The sequence below is a fragment of the Candidatus Sericytochromatia bacterium genome (genome assembly GCA_035285325.1).
Taxonomy (GTDB): Bacteria; Cyanobacteriota; Sericytochromatia; order S15B-MN24; family JAQBPE01; genus JAYKJB01.
Map to the genome: position 1 here is coordinate 1 of JAYKJB010000078.1, position 19184 is coordinate 19184.

18 protein-coding genes are annotated in these 19184 nt (G+C 65.0%); 13 read left to right on the top strand and 5 right to left on the bottom strand.

Going from position 1 to position 19184, the window contains the following annotated elements; genetic code table 11:
- From VKP62_10465 to VKP62_10485, 5 genes are all read left to right on the top strand, one after another.
- Window positions 1-1371: Ig-like domain-containing protein (locus VKP62_10465; GenBank protein MEB3197613.1), on the top strand; the 1371-nt coding region annotated here is incomplete at its 5' end.
- 62 nt (window positions 1372-1433) lie between these two features.
- Window positions 1434-1970: a DUF305 domain-containing protein gene (locus tag VKP62_10470; protein ID MEB3197614.1), complete on the top strand. Its 537-nt coding sequence runs from the start codon at window positions 1434-1436 to the stop codon at window positions 1968-1970.
- Between the two features lie 129 nt (window positions 1971-2099).
- On the top strand, window positions 2100-3929 hold the full coding sequence (glmS, locus tag VKP62_10475; GenBank protein ID MEB3197615.1) for a glutamine--fructose-6-phosphate transaminase (isomerizing): 1830 nt from the start codon (window positions 2100-2102) through the stop codon (window positions 3927-3929).
- A 69-nt stretch (window positions 3930-3998) separates the two neighbouring features.
- Window positions 3999-4964, top strand: coding sequence for a porphobilinogen synthase (gene hemB, locus VKP62_10480; protein ID MEB3197616.1), 966 nt, complete (start codon window positions 3999-4001; stop codon window positions 4962-4964).
- 208 nt (window positions 4965-5172) lie between these two features.
- Window positions 5173-6144, top strand: a complete 972-nt coding sequence (locus VKP62_10485) for an alpha/beta fold hydrolase (protein MEB3197617.1) — start codon at window positions 5173-5175, stop codon at window positions 6142-6144.
- 71 nt (window positions 6145-6215) lie between these two features.
- Here VKP62_10485 and VKP62_10490 read toward each other — a convergent pair whose 3' ends face one another.
- The 3 genes from VKP62_10490 to aspS form a co-directional block, all read right to left on the bottom strand.
- Window positions 6216-7169 carry a hypothetical protein gene (locus tag VKP62_10490; protein ID MEB3197618.1) on the bottom strand — a complete coding sequence of 318 codons (954 nt, stop codon included), beginning with the start codon at window positions 7167-7169 and terminating at the stop codon, window positions 6216-6218.
- Window positions 7170-7176: 7 nt separating this feature from the next.
- Window positions 7177-8361, bottom strand: a complete 1185-nt coding sequence (locus VKP62_10495; GenBank protein ID MEB3197619.1) for a hypothetical protein — start codon at window positions 8359-8361, stop codon at window positions 7177-7179.
- A gap of 91 nt (window positions 8362-8452) precedes the next feature.
- Window positions 8453-10309, bottom strand: a complete 1857-nt coding sequence (gene aspS, locus VKP62_10500; GenBank protein ID MEB3197620.1) for an aspartate--tRNA ligase — start codon at window positions 10307-10309, stop codon at window positions 8453-8455.
- A gap of 323 nt (window positions 10310-10632) precedes the next feature.
- Here aspS and rpsB point away from each other — a divergent pair, with 323 nt between their 5' ends.
- From rpsB to VKP62_10540, 8 genes are all read left to right on the top strand, one after another.
- Window positions 10633-11379 carry a 30S ribosomal protein S2 gene (gene rpsB / locus VKP62_10505; protein ID MEB3197621.1) on the top strand — a complete coding sequence of 249 codons (747 nt, stop codon included), beginning with the start codon at window positions 10633-10635 and terminating at the stop codon, window positions 11377-11379.
- Between the two features lie 201 nt (window positions 11380-11580).
- Window positions 11581-12480, top strand: coding sequence for a translation elongation factor Ts (gene tsf / locus VKP62_10510; protein MEB3197622.1), 900 nt, complete (start codon window positions 11581-11583; stop codon window positions 12478-12480).
- A gap of 92 nt (window positions 12481-12572) precedes the next feature.
- Window positions 12573-13262, top strand: a complete 690-nt coding sequence (pyrH, locus tag VKP62_10515; protein ID MEB3197623.1) for a UMP kinase — start codon at window positions 12573-12575, stop codon at window positions 13260-13262.
- Between the two features lie 28 nt (window positions 13263-13290).
- A complete protein-coding gene (gene frr, locus VKP62_10520; protein ID MEB3197624.1) occupies window positions 13291-13851 on the top strand; it encodes a ribosome recycling factor in 561 nt (186 codons plus the stop codon).
- Window positions 13851-14087 (top strand): hypothetical protein, encoded by a 237-nt coding sequence (locus VKP62_10525; GenBank protein MEB3197625.1) that lies wholly within the window; start codon window positions 13851-13853, stop codon window positions 14085-14087. Before frr ends, VKP62_10525 begins: the two co-directional genes overlap by 1 nt.
- Window positions 14081-14887, top strand: coding sequence for a phosphatidate cytidylyltransferase (locus VKP62_10530; protein ID MEB3197626.1), 807 nt, complete (start codon window positions 14081-14083; stop codon window positions 14885-14887). The genes VKP62_10525 and VKP62_10530 overlap by 7 nt, the downstream gene beginning before the upstream one ends.
- A 287-nt stretch (window positions 14888-15174) precedes the next feature.
- Window positions 15175-15507 (top strand): hypothetical protein, encoded by a 333-nt coding sequence (locus VKP62_10535; GenBank protein ID MEB3197627.1) that lies wholly within the window; start codon window positions 15175-15177, stop codon window positions 15505-15507.
- A gap of 227 nt (window positions 15508-15734) precedes the next feature.
- The gene (locus VKP62_10540; GenBank protein MEB3197628.1) at window positions 15735-16070 is read left to right on the top strand and encodes a zf-TFIIB domain-containing protein; all 336 of its coding nucleotides are present in this window, start codon (window positions 15735-15737) and stop codon (window positions 16068-16070) included.
- Between the two features lie 29 nt (window positions 16071-16099).
- On the opposite strand, the gene VKP62_10545 is transcribed toward VKP62_10540, so the two are convergent.
- A complete protein-coding gene (locus VKP62_10545) occupies window positions 16100-16870 on the bottom strand; it encodes a sulfite exporter TauE/SafE family protein (GenBank protein ID MEB3197629.1) in 771 nt (256 codons plus the stop codon).
- Window positions 16867-19140, bottom strand: a complete 2274-nt coding sequence (locus tag VKP62_10550) for a penicillin-binding protein 1A (GenBank protein ID MEB3197630.1) — start codon at window positions 19138-19140, stop codon at window positions 16867-16869. The genes VKP62_10545 and VKP62_10550 overlap by 4 nt, the downstream gene beginning before the upstream one ends.
- Between the last annotated feature and the right edge of the window lie 44 nt (window positions 19141-19184).

Sequence of the window (19184 nt, forward strand, 5' to 3'; positions counted from 1 at the left end):
CCCGAGCAGCGGGCGACGCTGGATGTCACCGTGGTTGAGGAACTCGCGGTGCAGAACATCAGGGTCACCCCAGTCAATCCCACGCTGGTGGTGGGAGAGACCCTGCCCTTGCAGGCGCAGGTGCGCATGAAGGATGGCCAGGTTCACGCCAATGTGGCCTGGTCGTCGTCGGACAGCATCATGGCCACGGTCAACCCGGCCACGGCTGAGGTCACGGCCCTGAAACCCGGCCGTGTCACGATCGTGGCGGCCTATGCGCTGGACCCTCGCTACAAGGGCATGACCGAGATTGAGGTGGTGACCGAACGGCCCCCCAGTCCTGCGCCCTTGCCGCGCCCCAGCCTCTTCCCGGTGGCCTTCACGCCTCGCCCGACCCCCCGCCCGCTCACCACGCTTCCCGCGACCCAGGCGACTCGCCTACCCAGTCCTCAGCCGACGTTTTCCCCCTCGCCACCCACGTCTCTTCGCCCCTCCAGCGACCTGCCCGGCACCACCATCGACGTGGGCGTGCCCTTCGGGCCGTTGAACTTTGCCTTGATGCGCACGCTTTCCTACCAGACGGTGGTGGAGGTGGTGGACTTCCAGACCGTGGTGCTCGCCGACGGCAACCAGTTGACCCTCACCAGCAACGGGGGACGCACCTGGACGGTTTTCCCCAATGTCGGATCTCAGCCGATCCGGGCACTGCACTGGACCTCAGCTGGCGAGGGGTGGGTGGCCGGCGATAACGGCACCCTGCTCCGCGTGCGCATCACGGACGGGCAGTTGCGCTTTGACGTGAAGAACTCGGGCACCAGCGAGTCCATCAAAGATGTTCACTTCCTGCCTGATGGCAACGGTCTCTTACTCCACGGCAGCACCATCAAGCGTTCCGCCGACGGGGGGGAGAACTGGGGCGAGCCGCTGACGCTCTACGCGGAGCGCTTTTACTCGGATGGCCTCGGCGGGGCCGTCGTCATGGGGGGTAACAGCCTGTATCGGCTGGATGCCGGCGGCTTCGCCAAGGTGGCGGTCGAGGGCCGTGAACGCTTCGACCGCGTGCGTTCGACCAGTGGCACCGTCTGGCTGCGGGACCGTTCCGAACAGCGCTGGTATCGCACGGAGGATTGGAAAACCTTCGCGCCACTGCCCTCCGACTTGGTCACGGCCACCCAGATCGTGCGCGGAACCATCAGCGACGTGTACCCGCTCAGCCGGGAGGTATGGCTGGTCCAGCTCCCCGATCGCAGGCTGATGATCACCCGGGACGCCGGGACGACCTGGTCGGATCCCCGCACCGCCAGCCAGTCCTTCACCACCCTGTTCCCTTTCAGTGACACTCAGATGTGGGCCCTTGCGGGCGACACCCTGCTGCGTTTGGGCGTTCCCTGAAGCCACACCCGACCCGCGCCCGCGCGGGCGGCGACTCCCAGCCCCGACGAGGATGAAGCATCATGACCAAGCGAGCGTTCCGATCGTTTCCATTTGCCGTGCTGACCACCGCTCTCTTGCTAGGTTGCCCTTCGGTGCCCCCGCCGGTAGCCCCCAGCCCCGCGGCGAGCGTGGCGCCCAGCGTGGCGGACCAGGCTTTCATCGACGGCATGGTGCCGCATCACGAAGGGGCCGTCATGATGGCCGACGAGGCGCTGAGGAAGGCGACCCGGGAGGAGTTGCGGGCTTTTGCGCGACAGGTGAAGGCCGACCAGGGGGTTGAGATTGCCCAGATGAAGGCCTGGCGATTGGCCTGGTTCGGGTCTGATAAGACCCCGCCCATGGACCATGCGGCCCACCACGTGTCAGCCAGCGGGGCCGCCTACGACGCAGCCTGGTGCCAGGCGATGGTGGCGCATCACGAGGGCGCCCTGACGATGTCAGCCGACCTGCTGAAGGCCGCTGCCCGCCCTGAGGTGCGGGACCTGGCTCAGCGCATCATCGTCGCGCAGGAGCGGGAGATCATCCAGCTGAAGGCCTGGGCGGCTGCCTGGCGTTGAATGGGGCAGCGTCCCGAATGCCGGAACCTGAATCAGCGCTTCGGGTCGCGTGCGAGGCTGCCCAGTCAGTGGCCGAAGGTGATACAATGACGCCGTTTCCCAGGCATGCAACCCTTCGGAGTACGGCCCATGTGCGGCATCGTTGGTTACATCGGCACCCAGAGCGCGTCCGACATCATCGTCGACGGCCTCAAGCGGCTTGAATACCGGGGCTATGACTCGGCGGGCATCGCGATCGCCCACGACGGCCTGCTCGACCTGCGCCGCGAGGTCGGCAAGCTGCGCAACCTGGAGGCCCAGGTCATTGCCCAGCCGCCGCAGGGCTCGATTGGCATCGGCCACACCCGCTGGGCCACCCATGGCCGTCCCACCACCTTCAACGCCCACCCGCACACCGACACCAGCGGCGATCTCGTGGTGGTTCACAACGGCATCATCGAGAACTATGCCGCGCTCAAGAGCCAGCTGATCGGTCAGGGCGTGAAGTTCGCCTCGGACACCGACACCGAGGTGCTGGCCCACCTGATCGCCAGCCTGTACGAAGGCGACCTGCTGGCCGCCGTGTTCGAGGCCCTGAAGCACGTGGAGGGCACCTATGCCATCGCGGTGCTGCATCGCAAGAACCAGGACCTGCTGGTGGGCGCACGCAAGGGCAGCCCGCTGATCGTCGGCATGGGCGAGGGCGAGAATTACCTGGCCAGTGACATTCCGGCGATCCTCAACTACACGCGCCAGATCGTCTACCTGGATGAGGGGCAGGTCGCCGAGGTGCGCCGGGATGGCGTCAAGGTCTACAACGAGAAGCGCGAGCAGGTGCCCTTCTCGATCGCCCGCATCGACTGGAATCTCGTGGCGGCCGAAAAAGCCGGCTTCGAACACTTCATGCTCAAAGAAATCCACGAGCAGCCCACATCGCTATCCAACGCGATCGCCGGTCGCTTCGACGAGCGCGAGGGTCAGCTCTTCCTGGATGACATCGGGCTCGCGCCGGACCTGCTGGCGGGCTTCCGGCGCATCGCGATCGTGGCCTGCGGCACGGCCTACTACGCGGGCCTGGTGGGCAAGTACCTGATCGAACAGCTGGCCCGCATCCCGACCGAGGTCGACCTGGCCTCGGAATATCGCTACCGCGATCCTGTGATCGATGCTGAGACGCTTTTCATCGCCGTCACGCAGAGCGGCGAGACGGCCGACACGCTGGCTGCGGTGCGCGAGGCCAAGCGGCAAGGGGCCACGGTGCTAGGACTGGTCAACGTGATCGGCTCGGCGATCGCCCGCGAGGCGCACGGCAACCTCTACCTGCACGCCGGGCCTGAAATCTCCGTCGCCTCGACCAAGGCCTACACCTCGATGGTGGCCGGCTTCGAACTGCTGGCGTTGCACCTCGGGCTGGCGCGGGGAACGCTGGCGCTGGACCAGGCGAAGCGCCTCATGAGCGACCTCAAGCGCGTGCCGGCGCTGGTCTCGCGCATTCTGGAAAACGATCGCGGCATTCGCGAGCTGGCCAGCCGCTTCACCAACCACCGCGACTTCCTGTTCCTGGGCCGCGGCCTGAACTACCCCACGGCCCTCGAAGGCGCGCTGAAACTCAAGGAAATCAGCTACATCCACGCCGAGGCCTACGCCGCCGGCGAGCTGAAGCACGGGCCGATCGCCCTGATCACCCACGAGATGCCGGTGGTGGCCGTGGCTACCGACGGTCCGACCTACGACAAGGTGCTCTCCAACATCCAGGAGGTGAAGGCGCGTGACGGCGTGGTCATTGCGGTAGCCACCGAGGGCAACATCACGATCCAGGAGCATGTCGACTACACGCTCTACGTGCCGCCGGTCGACCCGCTGTTCGCGCCGCTGGTCAACGTGATACCGCTGCAGTTGCTCTCCTACCATATCGCTCGCTTGCGCGGCCTGGACGTGGACCAACCCCGCAACCTGGCCAAGTCCGTGACGGTGGAGTAGGCCTCTTCAGGGAGGAAATGGATGGTGCTCCCGGGCACCTCTCCCACCAAGTGAGGTAAAACGGTGAACCTGCCCCCGACCATCCGGCCCCGCCGCCTGCGCCGCACGCCCGTGCTGCGGGAACTCGTGCGGGAAACCAGCCTGGCGCCGAGCGACTTCATTTACCCGCTCTTCATCGTGCCCGGCGAGGGCCAGCGGCGACCGGTCGGTTCGATGCCGGGCGTCTCCCAGCTGTCTGTCGACGAGGCCGTGCGCGAATGCGAAGCCCTGTGGGGGCTGGGTTTGCGCGCGGTGATCCTGTTTGGTTTGCCGCCGGATAAGGATCCCGAGGGCAGCGGCGCTCACGACCCGAATGGCCCCGTTCAGGCTTGCATTCGGGCGCTCAAGCGTGCCTTGCCCGAGCTTTACGTCATCACCGACGTCTGCTTGTGTGAATACACCTCGCACGGCCACTGTGGGGTGCTGGCGGGCGAGACCGTGCTGAATGACCCGACGCTCGACCTGCTGGCGCGGGCCTCGGTCTCGCACGCGGCGGCGGGGGCGGACATGGTGGCGCCTTCCGACATGATGGACGGGCGGGTGGCGGCGATTCGCCGGGCTCTCGACCTCGCCGGCCATTCCGACGTGCCGATTCTCAGCTACGCCGTGAAGTATGCCTCCGGCTTCTACGGGCCGTTTCGCGAAGCCGCCGATTCGGCTCCGGCCTTTGGCGATCGCCGGAGCTACCAGATGGACCCAGGCAATGCGCGTGAGGCCCTGCGCGAGGCGGCGCTGGACGAAGCCGAAGGGGCCGACATGCTGATGGTCAAACCGGCCCTCCCCTACCTCGACATCCTGTGGCGGGTGCGGGAGCAGACCAATCTTCCTCTGGCGGCCTATCACGTGAGCGGCGAGTTCGCGATGATCAAGGCGGCCGCAGCCAACGGCTGGATCGACGAGCCACGCGTCGTGCTGGAAGCGATGACGGGCATCCGACGGGCGGGCGCCGATCTGATCATCACCTACCACACGCCGGACCTGCTGCGCTGGCTGTGACTCCCTGCAGATGAGCGTCTGGGGCCGCTGGCTGCGGGCGTGTGCCGACCGCACTGGCGTCCCTCCTGCACGAATGGTAAGCTGAGGCGGCTCTGGAAGCGGGTTTTGCAGGCGATTTCAGGGTATAGGATCAGTGTCGGCCGGGGGCCGACGCGGTGGGATCCGATTGATTGCTCGAAGGACAGCGTCGTCTGAGAGGATTCGGTCGATGATAGACCTGATGGCGCCCGTACGCTGGGTGTCCCCTGAAGAACCGGCCACGGCGCTCTGGCGTGGTCTGGCGCAAGTGTTGACCTTCCCGACGCTCGGGTTGGACCCTTCAGTTGCCTTGCTCAATCCGGGCGCCGCGGCAAAGCATACCGTCCAGCGGATTCACATTCCCCTGGGCGATACCACCACGCCCGGCCATCTGTTCGTGCCGCACCACAGTGAGGGCGCCACGGTCGTGATCGCCCATGGCACCACCGCGCCTCACGCCACCTCCTATTACATGTGGGTGCAGGCGCTGCTGGCCCGTGGCATCAACGTCCTGACTTTCGAACTGGATGGCCACGGGGAAAACCCGCGCCCCTTGAAGGTTCCGGACATTCAAGACAACGTCCCTGCGGCGATCGCCTATGCCCGCAGCCGGCGGGAAATTGACCCGGCCCGGGTCGGGCTGCTCGGCATCAGCCTCGGCGGCGCCTGCTCGCTCCACGCCGCAGCGCAGGACCCCGGTGTCAGGGCCGTCGTGACGGTCGGGAGTCCCAACCGAATTCGTATCGACGAATGGGGCAAGTTCGGTGAGGTCTTGGGCCTGTTCAATCCCGAAGTTGCCCCGACCTTTTTCGAAGCCTCCCCCAACGTGCTGCTGGGCTTCCTCAAAACCCATCTGCGCAGCGACCATGCGCGGCGCGACGAGCCCAGCGACCTGATGTCCAGCACCACACGCCAGGCCGTCTCCGCGGCCTTGCGTCAGCTGGATCCGCTGGCGGCGGCAGCGAGCCTTGGCAAGACGCCGTTGCTCGTCATCAATGGCGAGTGGGACTTCATTGCCCCGAGCGACCACGCGCGGGAATTGTGGACCCGCGCGCCTGGTGAAAAGGCCATGTTGCTGGTGCCACGCCGCAACCATTTCACCGTGATGGTGAGTCGACGCGCCGTTCAGGCGATGGCGGACTGGTTCGGCCGACACGTTTGAGCCTGGGCATTCTCTCTGGGGCCTGTGCAGGAAAGCGCCGGGAGCTGCGGCAAACGGGCGACAGCCTTGGCTCAGGGCGCAGGGGGCGAAGGCGACGGCGCCTGCTGGCGCAGGAACCAGGCCCCGAGAATGCCTTGCATTTGAGCGCGGAGATCGGATTGCCAGGGCACCTGGAACGCCTCCCCAGCCGGCACGAATGTCGGGGAAGCCGCCGGGTCCGCCAGCGTCTCGGTGGCGGCACGCTCCGGTCGCACCTCGACGTCCACGGCTGCTTTGGCGTGCAAGACCGTGAAGCGGACGTCCTGAACCTGGAAGGCCCAGAGTTCCTGTCCATCCGGGTCCGTGCTCACCTGGGGCGAGGGCCAGGGCAGGGGACTCACGCCAGGCACGTCGGGCGCCCACAGCGCGGTGGAGGCATGGGCATCGGGGCTTGCGGCGATCCCGGTTTCCGGCGGCAGGAAGAGCCACTGCAGGCCGTCGAGTTGCTTGCCGATGCGCTCCACTTCCCCCCAATCTTTCAGGCCCGGCGGCATGGGGAACTGACGCAGCTGCGCGTCGGTCATCTTGGCGAAGTAGGGAATCCGACGCATCTTGGCGAATTGCTCGGCCTCGCGACGGGTGGCGGGGGGCGTCGGAAGCGTGGTGGGACGCATGGTGGGGCGTGGTGTGGGGGTGGCACTGGGGCGCGGGGATGGCTTGGCCATTGGGGTGGGCCGCGGCGTGGGGGTGGGCGTGGGCGCGGGGGTGTGCCGGGGGCGCACGGGCAGGTCTCCCTGCGCACGCGGTCTCGGGCGTGGCGTCGGCGTCGGCTGTGGGGCGACGATGGCCACGGGAATGACGACCGGGACCGGTTTCAGGACCGGCAGGCCGCCCCCAAGCGTGAGCACCAACAGGGTCGCGCCGTGCAAGACGAGCGAACCAAGCGCGGCGCGGCGACTGATGGCGAGGGGATGTCGGAGGCGGGCGGCGCGTGAGGGGCGCTCCGGCCCCATCTCGCCTGACCCCTGTTCGCCGGGGTGCTGCATCGGACGGTCAGTTCAGCCCGAACGCGAACGTCGCGGGGCGATGCCCCTGCTTGGGGGCGCCGGGAATCGGCACGCTGTTCGCGATGCCCTTGAGCGTCTCCAGGTAGAGGTCGCCGTAGGCGTAAACCAGGTAATCGCCCTTCTCGACCACCGCGTAGTTGTTGGGCGCGTGGTAGCTGAGGGCGCTGATCTTGTCGACCAGGGCCAGCGCAAAGGCGCCAGCGACCAGGGTCAGGAACACGTTTGGCTTGGTCCGATAGGTCACGACCATGCGGGAGAGGCCATCGTCATAGCGCAGGAAGACCAGGTCGGTCCCGTACAGGCTCATCACGTCGATCACGCGCAACTGGAAGCTGGCCGGAACGTTGGTGGGCACGGCGATCGCCTTGCCGGCGGCACGCGCCTGGTCGAGCGAGGTGAAGCGCCGCATCTCGGTGGGGCTGCCGGCGGCCAGCTTCAGTTTCGAGGCACCCTTGGGGATGTCGAGGCGCACGATCGGACGCTTGCTGGTCGAGAGAGAGTCGAAGCGACTGATGAAGTAAGCGTTTTCCTGCGGGCCCCAGAACCGCTCTTCCTTGAGAATCAGTCCGTTCTCCTTGGCCACCCAGAAGCGATGCCCCGGGGGGGAGTTGGGGCCGTAGCCCCCGGTCGGCTCCGCCGTGAGCTTGTAGCAGGGGTACAGGGCCACGATGTCGAGTTCCGGTTCGACGGTGACGCGGTAGTTGCGTTGCAGGGCCGCCTGGTCGAGCAACAGATTGCCCAGCACCAGATCACGGGCCTCCTCCCCAGCGACGGGGACGTCGCTCTGGAACACCAAGGTCTCACGCGGGAACATCACCGTCAGACGGCCACGCTCCATGGTCATGTTGAGGCCGGTCAGGTCTTTCGGAGACTGCAGCGCGATTTGATGGGTCAGGGCGTCCTGATACTCCACCCGGGCCTGCGCGTCGAGTACCATGTCCTGCCGAATCACTTGCTGGGAGCGCACGCCCCGGAACGCGTGGCGGCCCGCCTGGCGGGCCACCAGTTCCAGCACCTGGGACACCGCGGATGAGGCCTTGGCTCCGGCCGTCGGGACCGCCGCCGCCGGTGGCTCCGCAGCACGAGCAGGTGACGCCAGCAGCGCGGCCAGCAGCAGCCCGACCATCGTCATCGGGCGGAATCCGAAGGCTAGCAGACGGGCACGGGTCATCGCTGGCGATTCCTCCACGGGGCCGGTCGCGCCTCAGGCTCGGGCCGCGAGGGTAAGACGAGGCGCGAGCAGGCCTGGTTCCGCGCTGGGGTCACGATCCCACCGTGCGAATGTGTAGCTCCCGCATTTGACGCAGGTTGATCGGGCCAGGCGCCTGAACCATCAGGTCACTCGCAGACTGGGTCTTGGGGAAGGCAATCACGTCCCGGATCGAATCGAGCCCGGCAATCAGCATGACGATGCGATCCAATCCGAAGGCCAGCCCGCCGTGCGGTGGTGCACCGTATTCGAAAGCGTCCAGCATGAAACCGAACTTCTCGACAATCTCGGCATCGGAGAGCCCCAGCATCTGGAAGACCTTGTTCTGCACGTCGCGGCGATGAATACGCACGCTGCCGCCGCCGAGTTCGGTGCCATTGAGCACGAGGTCGTAAGCCTTGGCCCGACAGCGGCCGGGGGCGGATTCCAGCAACTCGACATCGGAATCGAGCGGGGACGTGAACGGATGGTGCAGAGGATCCCAGCGCTTCTCCTCGTCATTCCATTCGAACATGGGGAAGTCGACCACCCACAGCAGTTCGAAGCGCTTGGTGTCGATCAGGTTCATGTCAGCCGCCAGCTTGAGCCGCAGGCGTCCCAGCACCTCCCGCACCACCTCGACCCGGTCAGCCGCGAACAGCAGCAGGTCACCCGGGCGCGCGCCAACGGTGGTGGCGATCGCCGCGGCCTCCTCGGCCGAGATGAACTTCATCACGGTCGAGGCGAAGGTGGCCCGCAGCGCTTCCCCACCCAACGTGTAGGCAACGGTCTTGGCGTTGGCGTCCTCTCCCTCGCTGGCCGCCTGAACCTTGATCCAGGCCAGGCCCTTGGCCCCGAAGCGCTTGGCGAACTCGCCGAGCTGGTCGATCTGCGCCCGGCTAAGGTCCGCCCCCTTCGGGACGCAAATGGCCTTGACGCGCCCGCCACCAGCGATCGCCTCGGCGAACACCTTGAACTGGCTCCGGCTCAGGGTCTCGTTCAGGTCGTGAAGTTCCAAGCCGAACCGCAGGTCAGGCTTGTCGGAGCCATAGCGGTCCATGGCCTCGGCGTAGGGCATCCGACGCACCGGCTGCGCCACCTCGACGCCTGCGAAGCGCGACAGCAGGTGGCAGATGAGCCCCTCGTTGATGTCCATGATCTCGTCCTGCGTGAGGAACGAGGTCTCGATGTCAATCTGGGTGAACTCGGGCTGACGGTCGGCCCGCAGGTCTTCGTCGCGGAAACAGCGGGCAATCTGGAAATAGCGGTCGTAGCCCGCCACCATCAAGATTTGCTTGAAAATCTGAGGGCTTTGCGGCAGCGCGAAGAACTCGCCGGGATGCACCCGAGAAGGCACCACATAGTCGCGCGCCCCTTCCGGCGTGCTCTTGGTAAGCATCGGCGTTTCGATTTCCAGGAAGCCCTGCGCGTCCAGGTGGTTCCGCACGGCCATGGTGACGGCGTGACGAAGCATCAAAGCGCTCTGGAGCTTGGGGGAGCGCAGGTCGAGGTAGCGGTATTGCAGCCGCAACATCTCATCGACGTCGTCATCCCCGATGGGGAAGGGGGTGGGCTTCGACGCATTCAGGATCACCACCTCACGGGCGTAAACCTCGATCTCGCCAGTGGCCAGGTTGCTGTTCTGCTGCCCGTCCGGGCGCGCCTTGACGACCCCGCGCACGCCGATCACGAACTCACTGCGCAGCGCGTCGGCGGTCTGGTGGGCCAGCGGGTCGGTCTGGGGGTTGAATACCACCTGGACCAGGCCTGTGCGGTCCCGCAGATCCACGAAGATGACACCGCCGTGGTCCCGCCGCCGCTGGACCCAGCCGTACAGCACCACGGTCTGTTCCACGGCCTCGCGGGTCACGGTGCCGCAACGGTGGGAGCGGGGGCCAATCAGGGTGGCAGGCGGTGAGGCGACGGTCATGATGCTCCGCTGGCTTTCATCGTCGAGGGCCGGCAGGGGCCCAGCGAAATGGGAGGAGGGGGACCGCGCAGGGCGGCCCCACATTATAACCGGGTGATAAACACGACGTAAATCAAGCGGGAGGCCGCTGCTTGCGCCACTCTGCCCCTCATGCTACGCTGTATGCTCCGTTCTCGGCTTCCTGTCGAAGCCAGAACACGCTGGTCTTACCAGCGATCCGACACGCAGTGCGCTGCCAGGCGGGGTCCGAGGATTCCTTGGATGTCTGGAATTTGGCCACCGCGGATGAGCAACCCCCCTTTTACCACGAGGTTTGAAAGTCCATGCCCGTCGTCGCGATGAAGAGTCTGCTGGAAGCAGGCGTCCACTTCGGTCACCAGTCCCGCCGTTGGAACCCCAAGATGAAGCGTTTCATCTTCGCGGAGCGCAACGGCATCTACATCATCGATCTGGCGAAGACCAGCCGCCACCTCGACATCGCTCACAACTTCCTGCGCCAGACGGCCGCCCAGGGCAAGAGCGTGGTGTTCGTCGGGACGAAGAAGCAAGCTCAGGAAGTCATCAAGGATGAGGCTCTGCGCTGCAACCAGTACTTCGTCAACCAGCGCTGGCTGGGCGGCATGCTCACCAACTGGCCGACCATCGCGAAGCGGATTCAGCGCCTGAAGGAGCTGGAAACCCAGAAGATGGACGGCACCTTCGACCGTCTCCCGAAGAAGGAAGTGTCGATGCTCGAGAAGGAGCGCGAGAAGCTGGAGCGTCTGCTGGGCGGCATGAAGGGCCTGAAGAGCCGGCCTGATGTCATCTTCGTGGTCGACCCGCGCAAGGAACACATTGCCGTCAAGGAAGCGCGCAAGCTGAACATCCCCATCGTCGGCATGGTCGACACCAACTGCGACCCCGATGAAGTGGACTACATCATTCCGTCCAATGATGATGCCATCCGCTCGGTCAAGTTGATCGTGTCCGCCATGGCCGACGCCGTGCTGGAAGGTCGTCAGGGCGAGCAGCATCAGGACGAGGCTCCGGTCGCCGCCGCAGCTCCTTCGGCCGAGGCCGCCGCGGTCTAATCCGACCCGACGCCTTCGCTCATTTCTCCAGGCCCAGGCTTCACAGCCTGGGCCTTTTTGATCCCGCATTCCGCACCAGTGGCGAATCAGGGGCTTTTCGTGGTATCCTTCACGGACCAATGAAGCGGCCCACGCCGCACGATACAACTTGCGAGACCACCGGCGACGGTTGGACTCATAGCATTCCTGGGAGGGAACACCATGGCGGAAATCAGCGCCGCTCTCGTGAAGGAACTTCGCGAGAAGACCAACGTCGGCATGATGGACTGCAAGAAAGCATTGACCGAGACCAACGGCGATATGGAAGCCGCCATCGACCTGCTGCGCAAGAAGGGCATGGCCAAGGCTGCAGCGAAGGGCTCGCGGATTGCGACCGAAGGTCTCGTGGGCGCCGCTCTGGCGGCTGATGGGAAGACCGCTGCGCTGGTCGAAGTCAATTGCGAGACCGACTTCGTGGCCCGCAACGAGACCTTCTCTCACGTGGTTGCGGCGGTGGCCGACCTGGTGGTGGCCAAGGCCTCCTCAGAGGAAGGCACGGGGGATGACCTGCTCGCCCTCTCCAGCTGGGAAGCCGGCAAGACCGTCGATGAGAGCGTCAAGGAAGCCATCCAGAAGACGGGCGAGAAGATCGACATTCGTCGCTTCGTTCGTTACCAGGCGGCTGCGGGTGGCGTGCTGGGCAGCTACATTCACCTGGGTGGCAAGATCGGCGTGCTGATCGAACTGCAAGGTGGCGATGCCGCACTCGCCAAGGACTTGGCGATGCACGTGGCAGCCTCGCAGCCGCAGTTCATCCATCGGGACCAGGTGCCCAGCGATGTCGTGGAGAAAGAGCGTGACATCCTGATGGCGCAGTCCGACCTCCAGTCCAAGCCGGAAAATGTTCGTGCCAAGATGGTGGAAGGCCGCATCGGCAAGTTCTTCGAGCAGATCTGCCTCGTTGACCAGGCCTTCGTGAAGGACCCAGGCGTGACGGTCAAGGATTTGCTGGCGAAGTCTTCCGCCTCGATCACGCGCTTCACGCGGTTTGGTCTGGGAGAAGGCCTTGAGAAGAAGCAGGACAACTTCGCTGAGGAAGTCGCCTCTTACATGAAGGCGTAAAAACCCCAGGGGGAGCATCGCCCGCGCGCTGCTCCCCTTTTTTTCACAACGGCCTACCAGGAGATATCGTGGCAACCAAGTACAAACGCGTGATGCTCAAGCTCAGTGGAGAAGCCCTGATGGGCGACTTGGGCTATGGCATTGACCCCAAGGTCGTCCAGCATATCGCTTCCGAAATCAAGCGGATTGTCGCGCTGAACGTGGAACTGGCCATCGTCGTGGGCGGGGGCAACATTTTTCGCGGGATGGCGGCAAGCGCCAAGGGCATGGACCGGGCCACGGCCGACTACGTGGGCATGTTGGCGACGGTCATGAACTGCTTGGCCCTCCAAGACGGCTTGGAAAAGGCCGGCATCACGACGCGGGTGCTTTCCGCCATGGAAATTCGCGAGGTGGCCGAGCCCTTCATCCGACGCCGCGCCCTGCGACATCTGGAGAAGGGGCGGGTCGTGATCTTCGGGGGTGGCACCGGCAACCCCTATTTCACCACGGACACGGCCGCCAGCTTGCGCGCGGCTGAAATTGGCGCCGAAGTGCTGCTGATGGCGAAGAAAGTCGGCGGCGTGTTCGATCGCGACCCGAAGCTGGATGCGGATGCGGTCAAGTTCGACCGCCTCAGCTATCTGGACGTGCTGACACAGGAACTGCGGGTCATGGACCACACGGCCATCACCCTGTGTAAGGACAACGACATCCCGATCGTGGTCTTTGACCTCTCCACGCCGGGGCACCTCGAGCGGGTGCTGGCCGGGGAGTCGATTGGCACCACGGTTCATCACTGACGCTGCGCTTCGCTTGGAAGGAACTCTCATGTCGACCCAAGACATCATTCATCGCGCCGAAGACAAGATGAAAAAGGCGATCGCCGCCACCCAGCGGGATTTCGCCTCCATTCGTACCGGGCGGGCCTCGGCCGCTCTGCTCGACCGGATCTCCGTGGACTACTACGGGGCCGAAACGCCGATCAAATCGATGGGGAACATCTCCACTCCCGATTCGCGCACGATCCAGATTCAGGTCTTCGATCGCGGCTCGGTGGGCCTCGTCGAGAAGGCCATCCACAAGAGCGACCTCGGCCTCACCCCCAACACCGATGGGCAGCTCATTCGACTCAACATTCCGCCCCTGACGGAGGAGCGGCGCAAGGATATGGTCAAGGTGGCCAAGAAGAGCGCCGAAGATGGCCGCGTGGCCATTCGGAATGTGCGGCGCGACGAGATGGACGCCGTGAAGAAGCTCGAAAAGGCCAACGAGTGCACCGAAGATGACCGCAAGCGCTCGGAAGACCAGATTCAGAAGCTGACCGATCGCTTCATCAAGGAACTCGACGAGTTGCTGGCGCACAAGGAACGGGAGATCCTGGAGGTCTGATGTGCGAGCCTGCGACACTCCTCGGATTGTCGTTCGGTGAGGCGCAGGCCCGGTTGGTTGCGGCAGGCTTGCCGTGCCTGCCGCCTCAACTGGCGTGTGTGCCCCGCCGCGCCCCGGCGGCCCGTGTGCCCGCTGATTGGCGTGTGCTGAAAGCGGAACTGCGCCCAGAAGGCTATGCGCTGGTGATCGCCGCCCCCATGACGACGCTGACGGAGAGGCTTGCCGAACCGTGCTGAAGCTTCGGGTTCTGAGCGGGGCGGCCTTCATCGTCGTGTGTCTGGCCTGTCTCTGGGCGGGCGGGATCGCTTACATGGCGATGATCACGGTCTTCGCCCTGTTGTGTGTGCGCGAGTTGTGTCGTTTGTTCGCGCTCAAGGGCTACGCGCCCGCCACCATGCTGATCACCGCCTCCGTTCTGGTGATGGACGTGCTGGCTGGGTTGATGGGCCCAACCTACATGGCGCCGCTGTTCACTTTCAGCGCGATTGCCATTCTGGTCTGGCTGCTCACCCGTATCCGCCCTCGTGCGGGCATCGCGGACATTGCGACCAGCTGGTTTGCGCTGATCTACATCGGTTTCTTGCCCTGTCACCTGATTCTGGTGCGCAACCTGCCCGAACCCTATGGCTTTCAGTTCAGTGTCCTGCTCAACACCTGCATCTGGGCCACGGACATCTTCGCCTATTTCGGGGGACGCTGGCTGGGGCGCACCAAGTTGCTGGAGGCTGTCAGCCCCAAAAAGACCATCGAAGGGAGCCTCACAGGAACTGTCTGTGCCGGCGCCCTCGGGGCGCTTTGGGCCTCGATTTTCGCTTTTCCCTGGGTTCACGGACTCGCCTTGGGCCTGATTGTCAGCATCGTGGCCCAGATTGGGGATCTGACGGAATCCCTTCTCAAGCGCGATGCCGGCACCAAGGATTCTGGCACGGCCATTCCCGGCCACGGGGGCATGCTCGACCGCCTGGATTCCTATCTGCTCACCGGTGCGGCCGTCTACTACTACCTGCGCTGGGTCTATCACCCCTGGCTGCCCTGAACCTCTCGCGGCGTCGCTTCCCCGATTGTTGCCCGAACGGCAAGCGTGCGCTCGTCCGTGAGGCGATCACCTGCTTTCAAGCTGGTCTCGACAATCCTGGTTAAAAACAACATGCAGAAATAGAAAATGTGAGTTTTGTCACAAAAACGAAGGGTATATTGACTGGGTGTCGGCGAATCTACGGGCCGACCAGCCGCGCCAAGGGGAGGGGGCGCGCGTTTTGCGGTGTGCGCCACGTTCGTATGGATGTGCTGGCCCCGCGTGCGCGTGCTGGAAAGGAGGCTGCTTTGCACAGACCGAGCGTCAACGAGGAATCCTGGTTCCGGGAGCAAGAGGCGCGCAGACAGCAGGACCGACGCGCCGAGGTGGAGCATCGGCGGGAAGTCGAGGAGCGGAAACGCCTGGGCGAGTACCTGCTCGAAAAGGGCTACATCACGCTGCTTAATCTGGAGGCTGCGCTCCAACGGCAGCAGCACCTGGCCAGTCGGGGGCGACGGGTCGTGCTGGGTGAGTTGCTGATCGAGATGAATCTGGTGAGGGGCCCTCAGGTACAGGAAGCGCTGCTGCATCAGCGCCAAGCCCTGACGGATGGCGCTGCCTATGTGGAAATTCGGCGCTAGCAACAGGGGACGTTAGTCGTGATGGGCCTCCGCGGTGCGGGGGCCAATTTTTTTAGCGTCCACTCAGGCTCGGTGGGCTCATGTCTCAGACCGCGGCCTTGGGATGAGGCGCGTCGGCTCGCTCCCAGGGCCGGCAACGTCCTGCCTGATGGCGTGGGGCGGCTGCCAACCAGGGGTATAAGCCCCCTGCCACCATCGTCGAGGACTAGATTGAAAGGAGTGCCGGTTTGACGAATCCGAGCGAAAACGAGGAAAACTGGTTTCGCGAACAGGAGCGCCGGAAGCGAGAAGATGAAGCCCTGGCCGAACAGCATCGGGCCGATGTGGCCGCGCGGGATGCGCGCAAGAGCATGCACTGGATGAAGTGCCCCAAGTGTGGCGCGGACTTGCGGGCGCGTCGCTACGAAAATATCGAACTCGATGAATGCGTGGAATGCCACGGAACCTGGCTCGACGCCGGTGAACTGAAGGCTTTGGCCCAGGAGAAGGCGGGCGGATTGTTTGGCTTCCTGACCCGGAAGCGCGGCAGCACAGGCCCTTTGCCTCCCCTACCGCCTCGCTGAGCGCAGGCTGATTCGCGGGCCGGCAGGGCTCAGGGGACAATACCCAGCTCTGCCAGGGCCCGTGCGCCGGTGACCACCGCCAGCGAGAGCAAGAACAGGGCGAGGCCTGTGCGGAGGTGCGGTACCGACAGCCGTGCCAGCCACCAGGTACCGGCCTGCACGCCGACCATCCCGCCAGCGATCAGCGGCAAGGCTGCGTGCGTGTTTGGTGTGCCGAGGCGCAGATGGGCGATGGCCCCCACCAGGCCCGTCAGCAGAACCACGGCCAGGCTGTTGCCGATGGCCCGTTTCAAGGGCACCCTGAGCGCCACGTTTTGGGCCGGCACCAGCAGCAAGCCACCGCCCACGCCAAATAGCCCAGACAAGACGCCCACCACGGCCCCCCACGCCACGGCCCGGCCACGTGGCGGCTCACTCCCGTCGCTGACCTCCGCCGGACGAAAGGGGCGCCACATGCTGTATGCGACGCCCAGCAGCAGGAGGGAGAAGCTCAGGGCCAGCCAGGCGTTGGGCAGATGCACGGCCAGTTCAGCCCCCAGCGGCGCCAGCAAGGCCGCCGGCACAGCCAACCACGCCACCAGGCGCCCATCGAGATTACCGGCACGCCAATGCGTCCAGGCGCCCCCCAGTCCGATGGCCGCGACGTACATCAGGCTGGTGCCGACGGCCTTCACCAATGGCCAGCCAAGGCCGATGGCCAGGGCCGGCACCAGCAGGAAACCGCCTCCCACGCCGAGCAAGCCCGAGAGCAGCCCCGTCAGCGCGCCCAGCAGCAGGTAGAGGGCATCAAGGGGCGTCACGGATTTTCCGCCGGCATTTCGGGGACCGGCTCAAGCAAGGTCTCATCCGTCTGGGGCTCGGTGGGGGGCGGTTCTTCCGGTTCCACCGGCTTCAGCTTCGGTCGCGGGGGCAGGGGCTTGGCCACGGTCGGCCGGTTCAGGTTCACCGGCACCCGCACCGGGGGAGGTTGCTCGGGGACGACTGGTTGGATGGTCATGACCGGTTCCGAGGTCGTGGTCGGACGCGCGGGCAGACCGGTCATGGGGTCGATCTCGACCTCCGACGGCACGCCGTCTTCCGGCGCAGGTGCCTCCCCATCCTTCAGCAACTTGCCCGTGCGCTTGTTGGCCCTGGCTTCCTTCACCTTGGAGGGCGCAGGGAAATCGTGCGGCTTGATGTCCCGGTGCGCATAGGTCATGAATTCGCGCCATAAAGGAGCGCAGACCGTGCCGCCCGTGCTTCCGTAGTTGAGCTTGGAATTGTCGTCGTTGCCCATCCAGACGGAGCAAGCCAGGTCGGGGGTGAAGCCGACGAACCAGACATCGCGGGCATCACTGGTGGTTCCGGTCTTACCACCGGCGGGCCGCCCCAGGTTGGCGGCCGTGCCGGTCCCGTGCAAGATGACGCCGCGCATCATGCTGACCAGCTGCCGCACCGGCTCGGCTTCGTACACCCGCTGGGGCCGGGGGCGATTGTCCTCCAGCAGGCGTCCGTTACGGTCTTCAATCTTGACCACCATCGTGGCCGGGTTGCGGTGTCCATCATTGGCCAGCACGGCGTAGGCTGAGGCCATCTCGAAGGGTGTGACCTCCGAGGTACCCAGCGGCAGGGACAGGTTCTCCCCCAGCTTGCTGGTCACGCCCAAGGTCTGGGCTGTCTTGATGACGCGGTCCAGGCCCACCTGATGTCCCAGTTTGACCGCCACGATGTTGACGGAGGACTCCAGTGCCCGACGCATCGTGATCGGCCCACGGAACTTGTAGTCGTAGTTATTGGGCGAATACACCTGCCCGTTCCCGATCGGGATGCTGATCGGTTCGTCTTCAATCACGGTGCCTGGCGTGTAACCCGCTGACAACGCCGCCAGATAGACGAAGGGCTTGAAGGTTGAACCAGGGGGCCGCAAGGCCTGAGTGGCGCGGTTGAACTTGGTTTTCTTGAAGTCGGTGCCGCCCACGATCGCGCGGACATAACCCGATTTGGGCTCGACCGCCACCAGTGCGCCCTGGTGAATGTTGTACACGGCGTTTTTTGCCACCGCCTCGCGCAGCATCCTTTCGGCCTGTACCTGCAAGTCGAGGTCCAGCGTGGTGTAGACCCGCAGGCCCCCCTTCATCACGGTATCGGGGCCATAGCGCTCCACCAGCTGCTGGATCATCCAGGCCGTGAAATAAGGCACCTTGTAGGCATAACTGGTGATACCGGGGTATTTCAGCTCCTGCTTGAGGGCATCGCGGTGCTGGCGGTCGTTGATGAAGCCGGCGAACAGCATGCGGTCGAGCACCAGGCGCTGCAGTTTCCGGGCCCCCTTCGGGTTGCGATAGGGCGAAAAGTATTCGGGCCCGCGCAGGATTCCCGCCAGCATGGCGCTTTCGGCCAGGGTCAGCTTGCGCGAAGACTTGCCGAAATAGTTCAGGGCAGCGGCTTCCACGCCGTAGGCGTTGTGGCCCCAGTACACCTGATTCAGGTACATCTCCAGAATTTGCGATTTGCCGTAGTGATGCTCGATCTGAATCGCCAGCCAGGCCTCGGCGATCTTTCGGGGCAAGGTCTTGGCAGGCTCGAGAAACAAATTCTTGGCCAGTTGTTGGGTCAGGGTCGAGGCCCCTTCCACGGTCTGGCCTTCGGCCACGTTGACCAGCAAGGCCCGCCCGATGCCCTTCGGGTTGATGCCGTAATGGTCGTAGAAGTCGGTGTCTTCCATCGCGATGACGGCGTGCTGAAGCGACTTCGGAATGTCATGCAGGGGCAGCACGACCCGGTTTTCTTCGCCGTGGACGTTGGCAATCAGATGACCGTCCTTGTCGAAGATTTTCGTGGTCTCGTGCGGGACGTAGAACTGCAGGGTGCTCACGTCCGGCAGGCGCGACAGCGTGACGGCGAGTCCGCCGAATGCCCCCAGGGCTGCCGCGGCGCTGACTGAGGCCAGGTAGATCCCCAGCCTGGAGACGACCTGGCGAGTGCGGGATGGCCCCGGTGGACGGGGAGGGGGGACCGAGGCCCGACGCACGGTCTGGGGCGACGTCGTGCGAGGCGGAGCCGCGGGACTGCCCCGACGGAAGGTAGACAAGCGGTCAGCGCTCCCTGGCTAGCTCCTTCATTCTAACCGGCCGA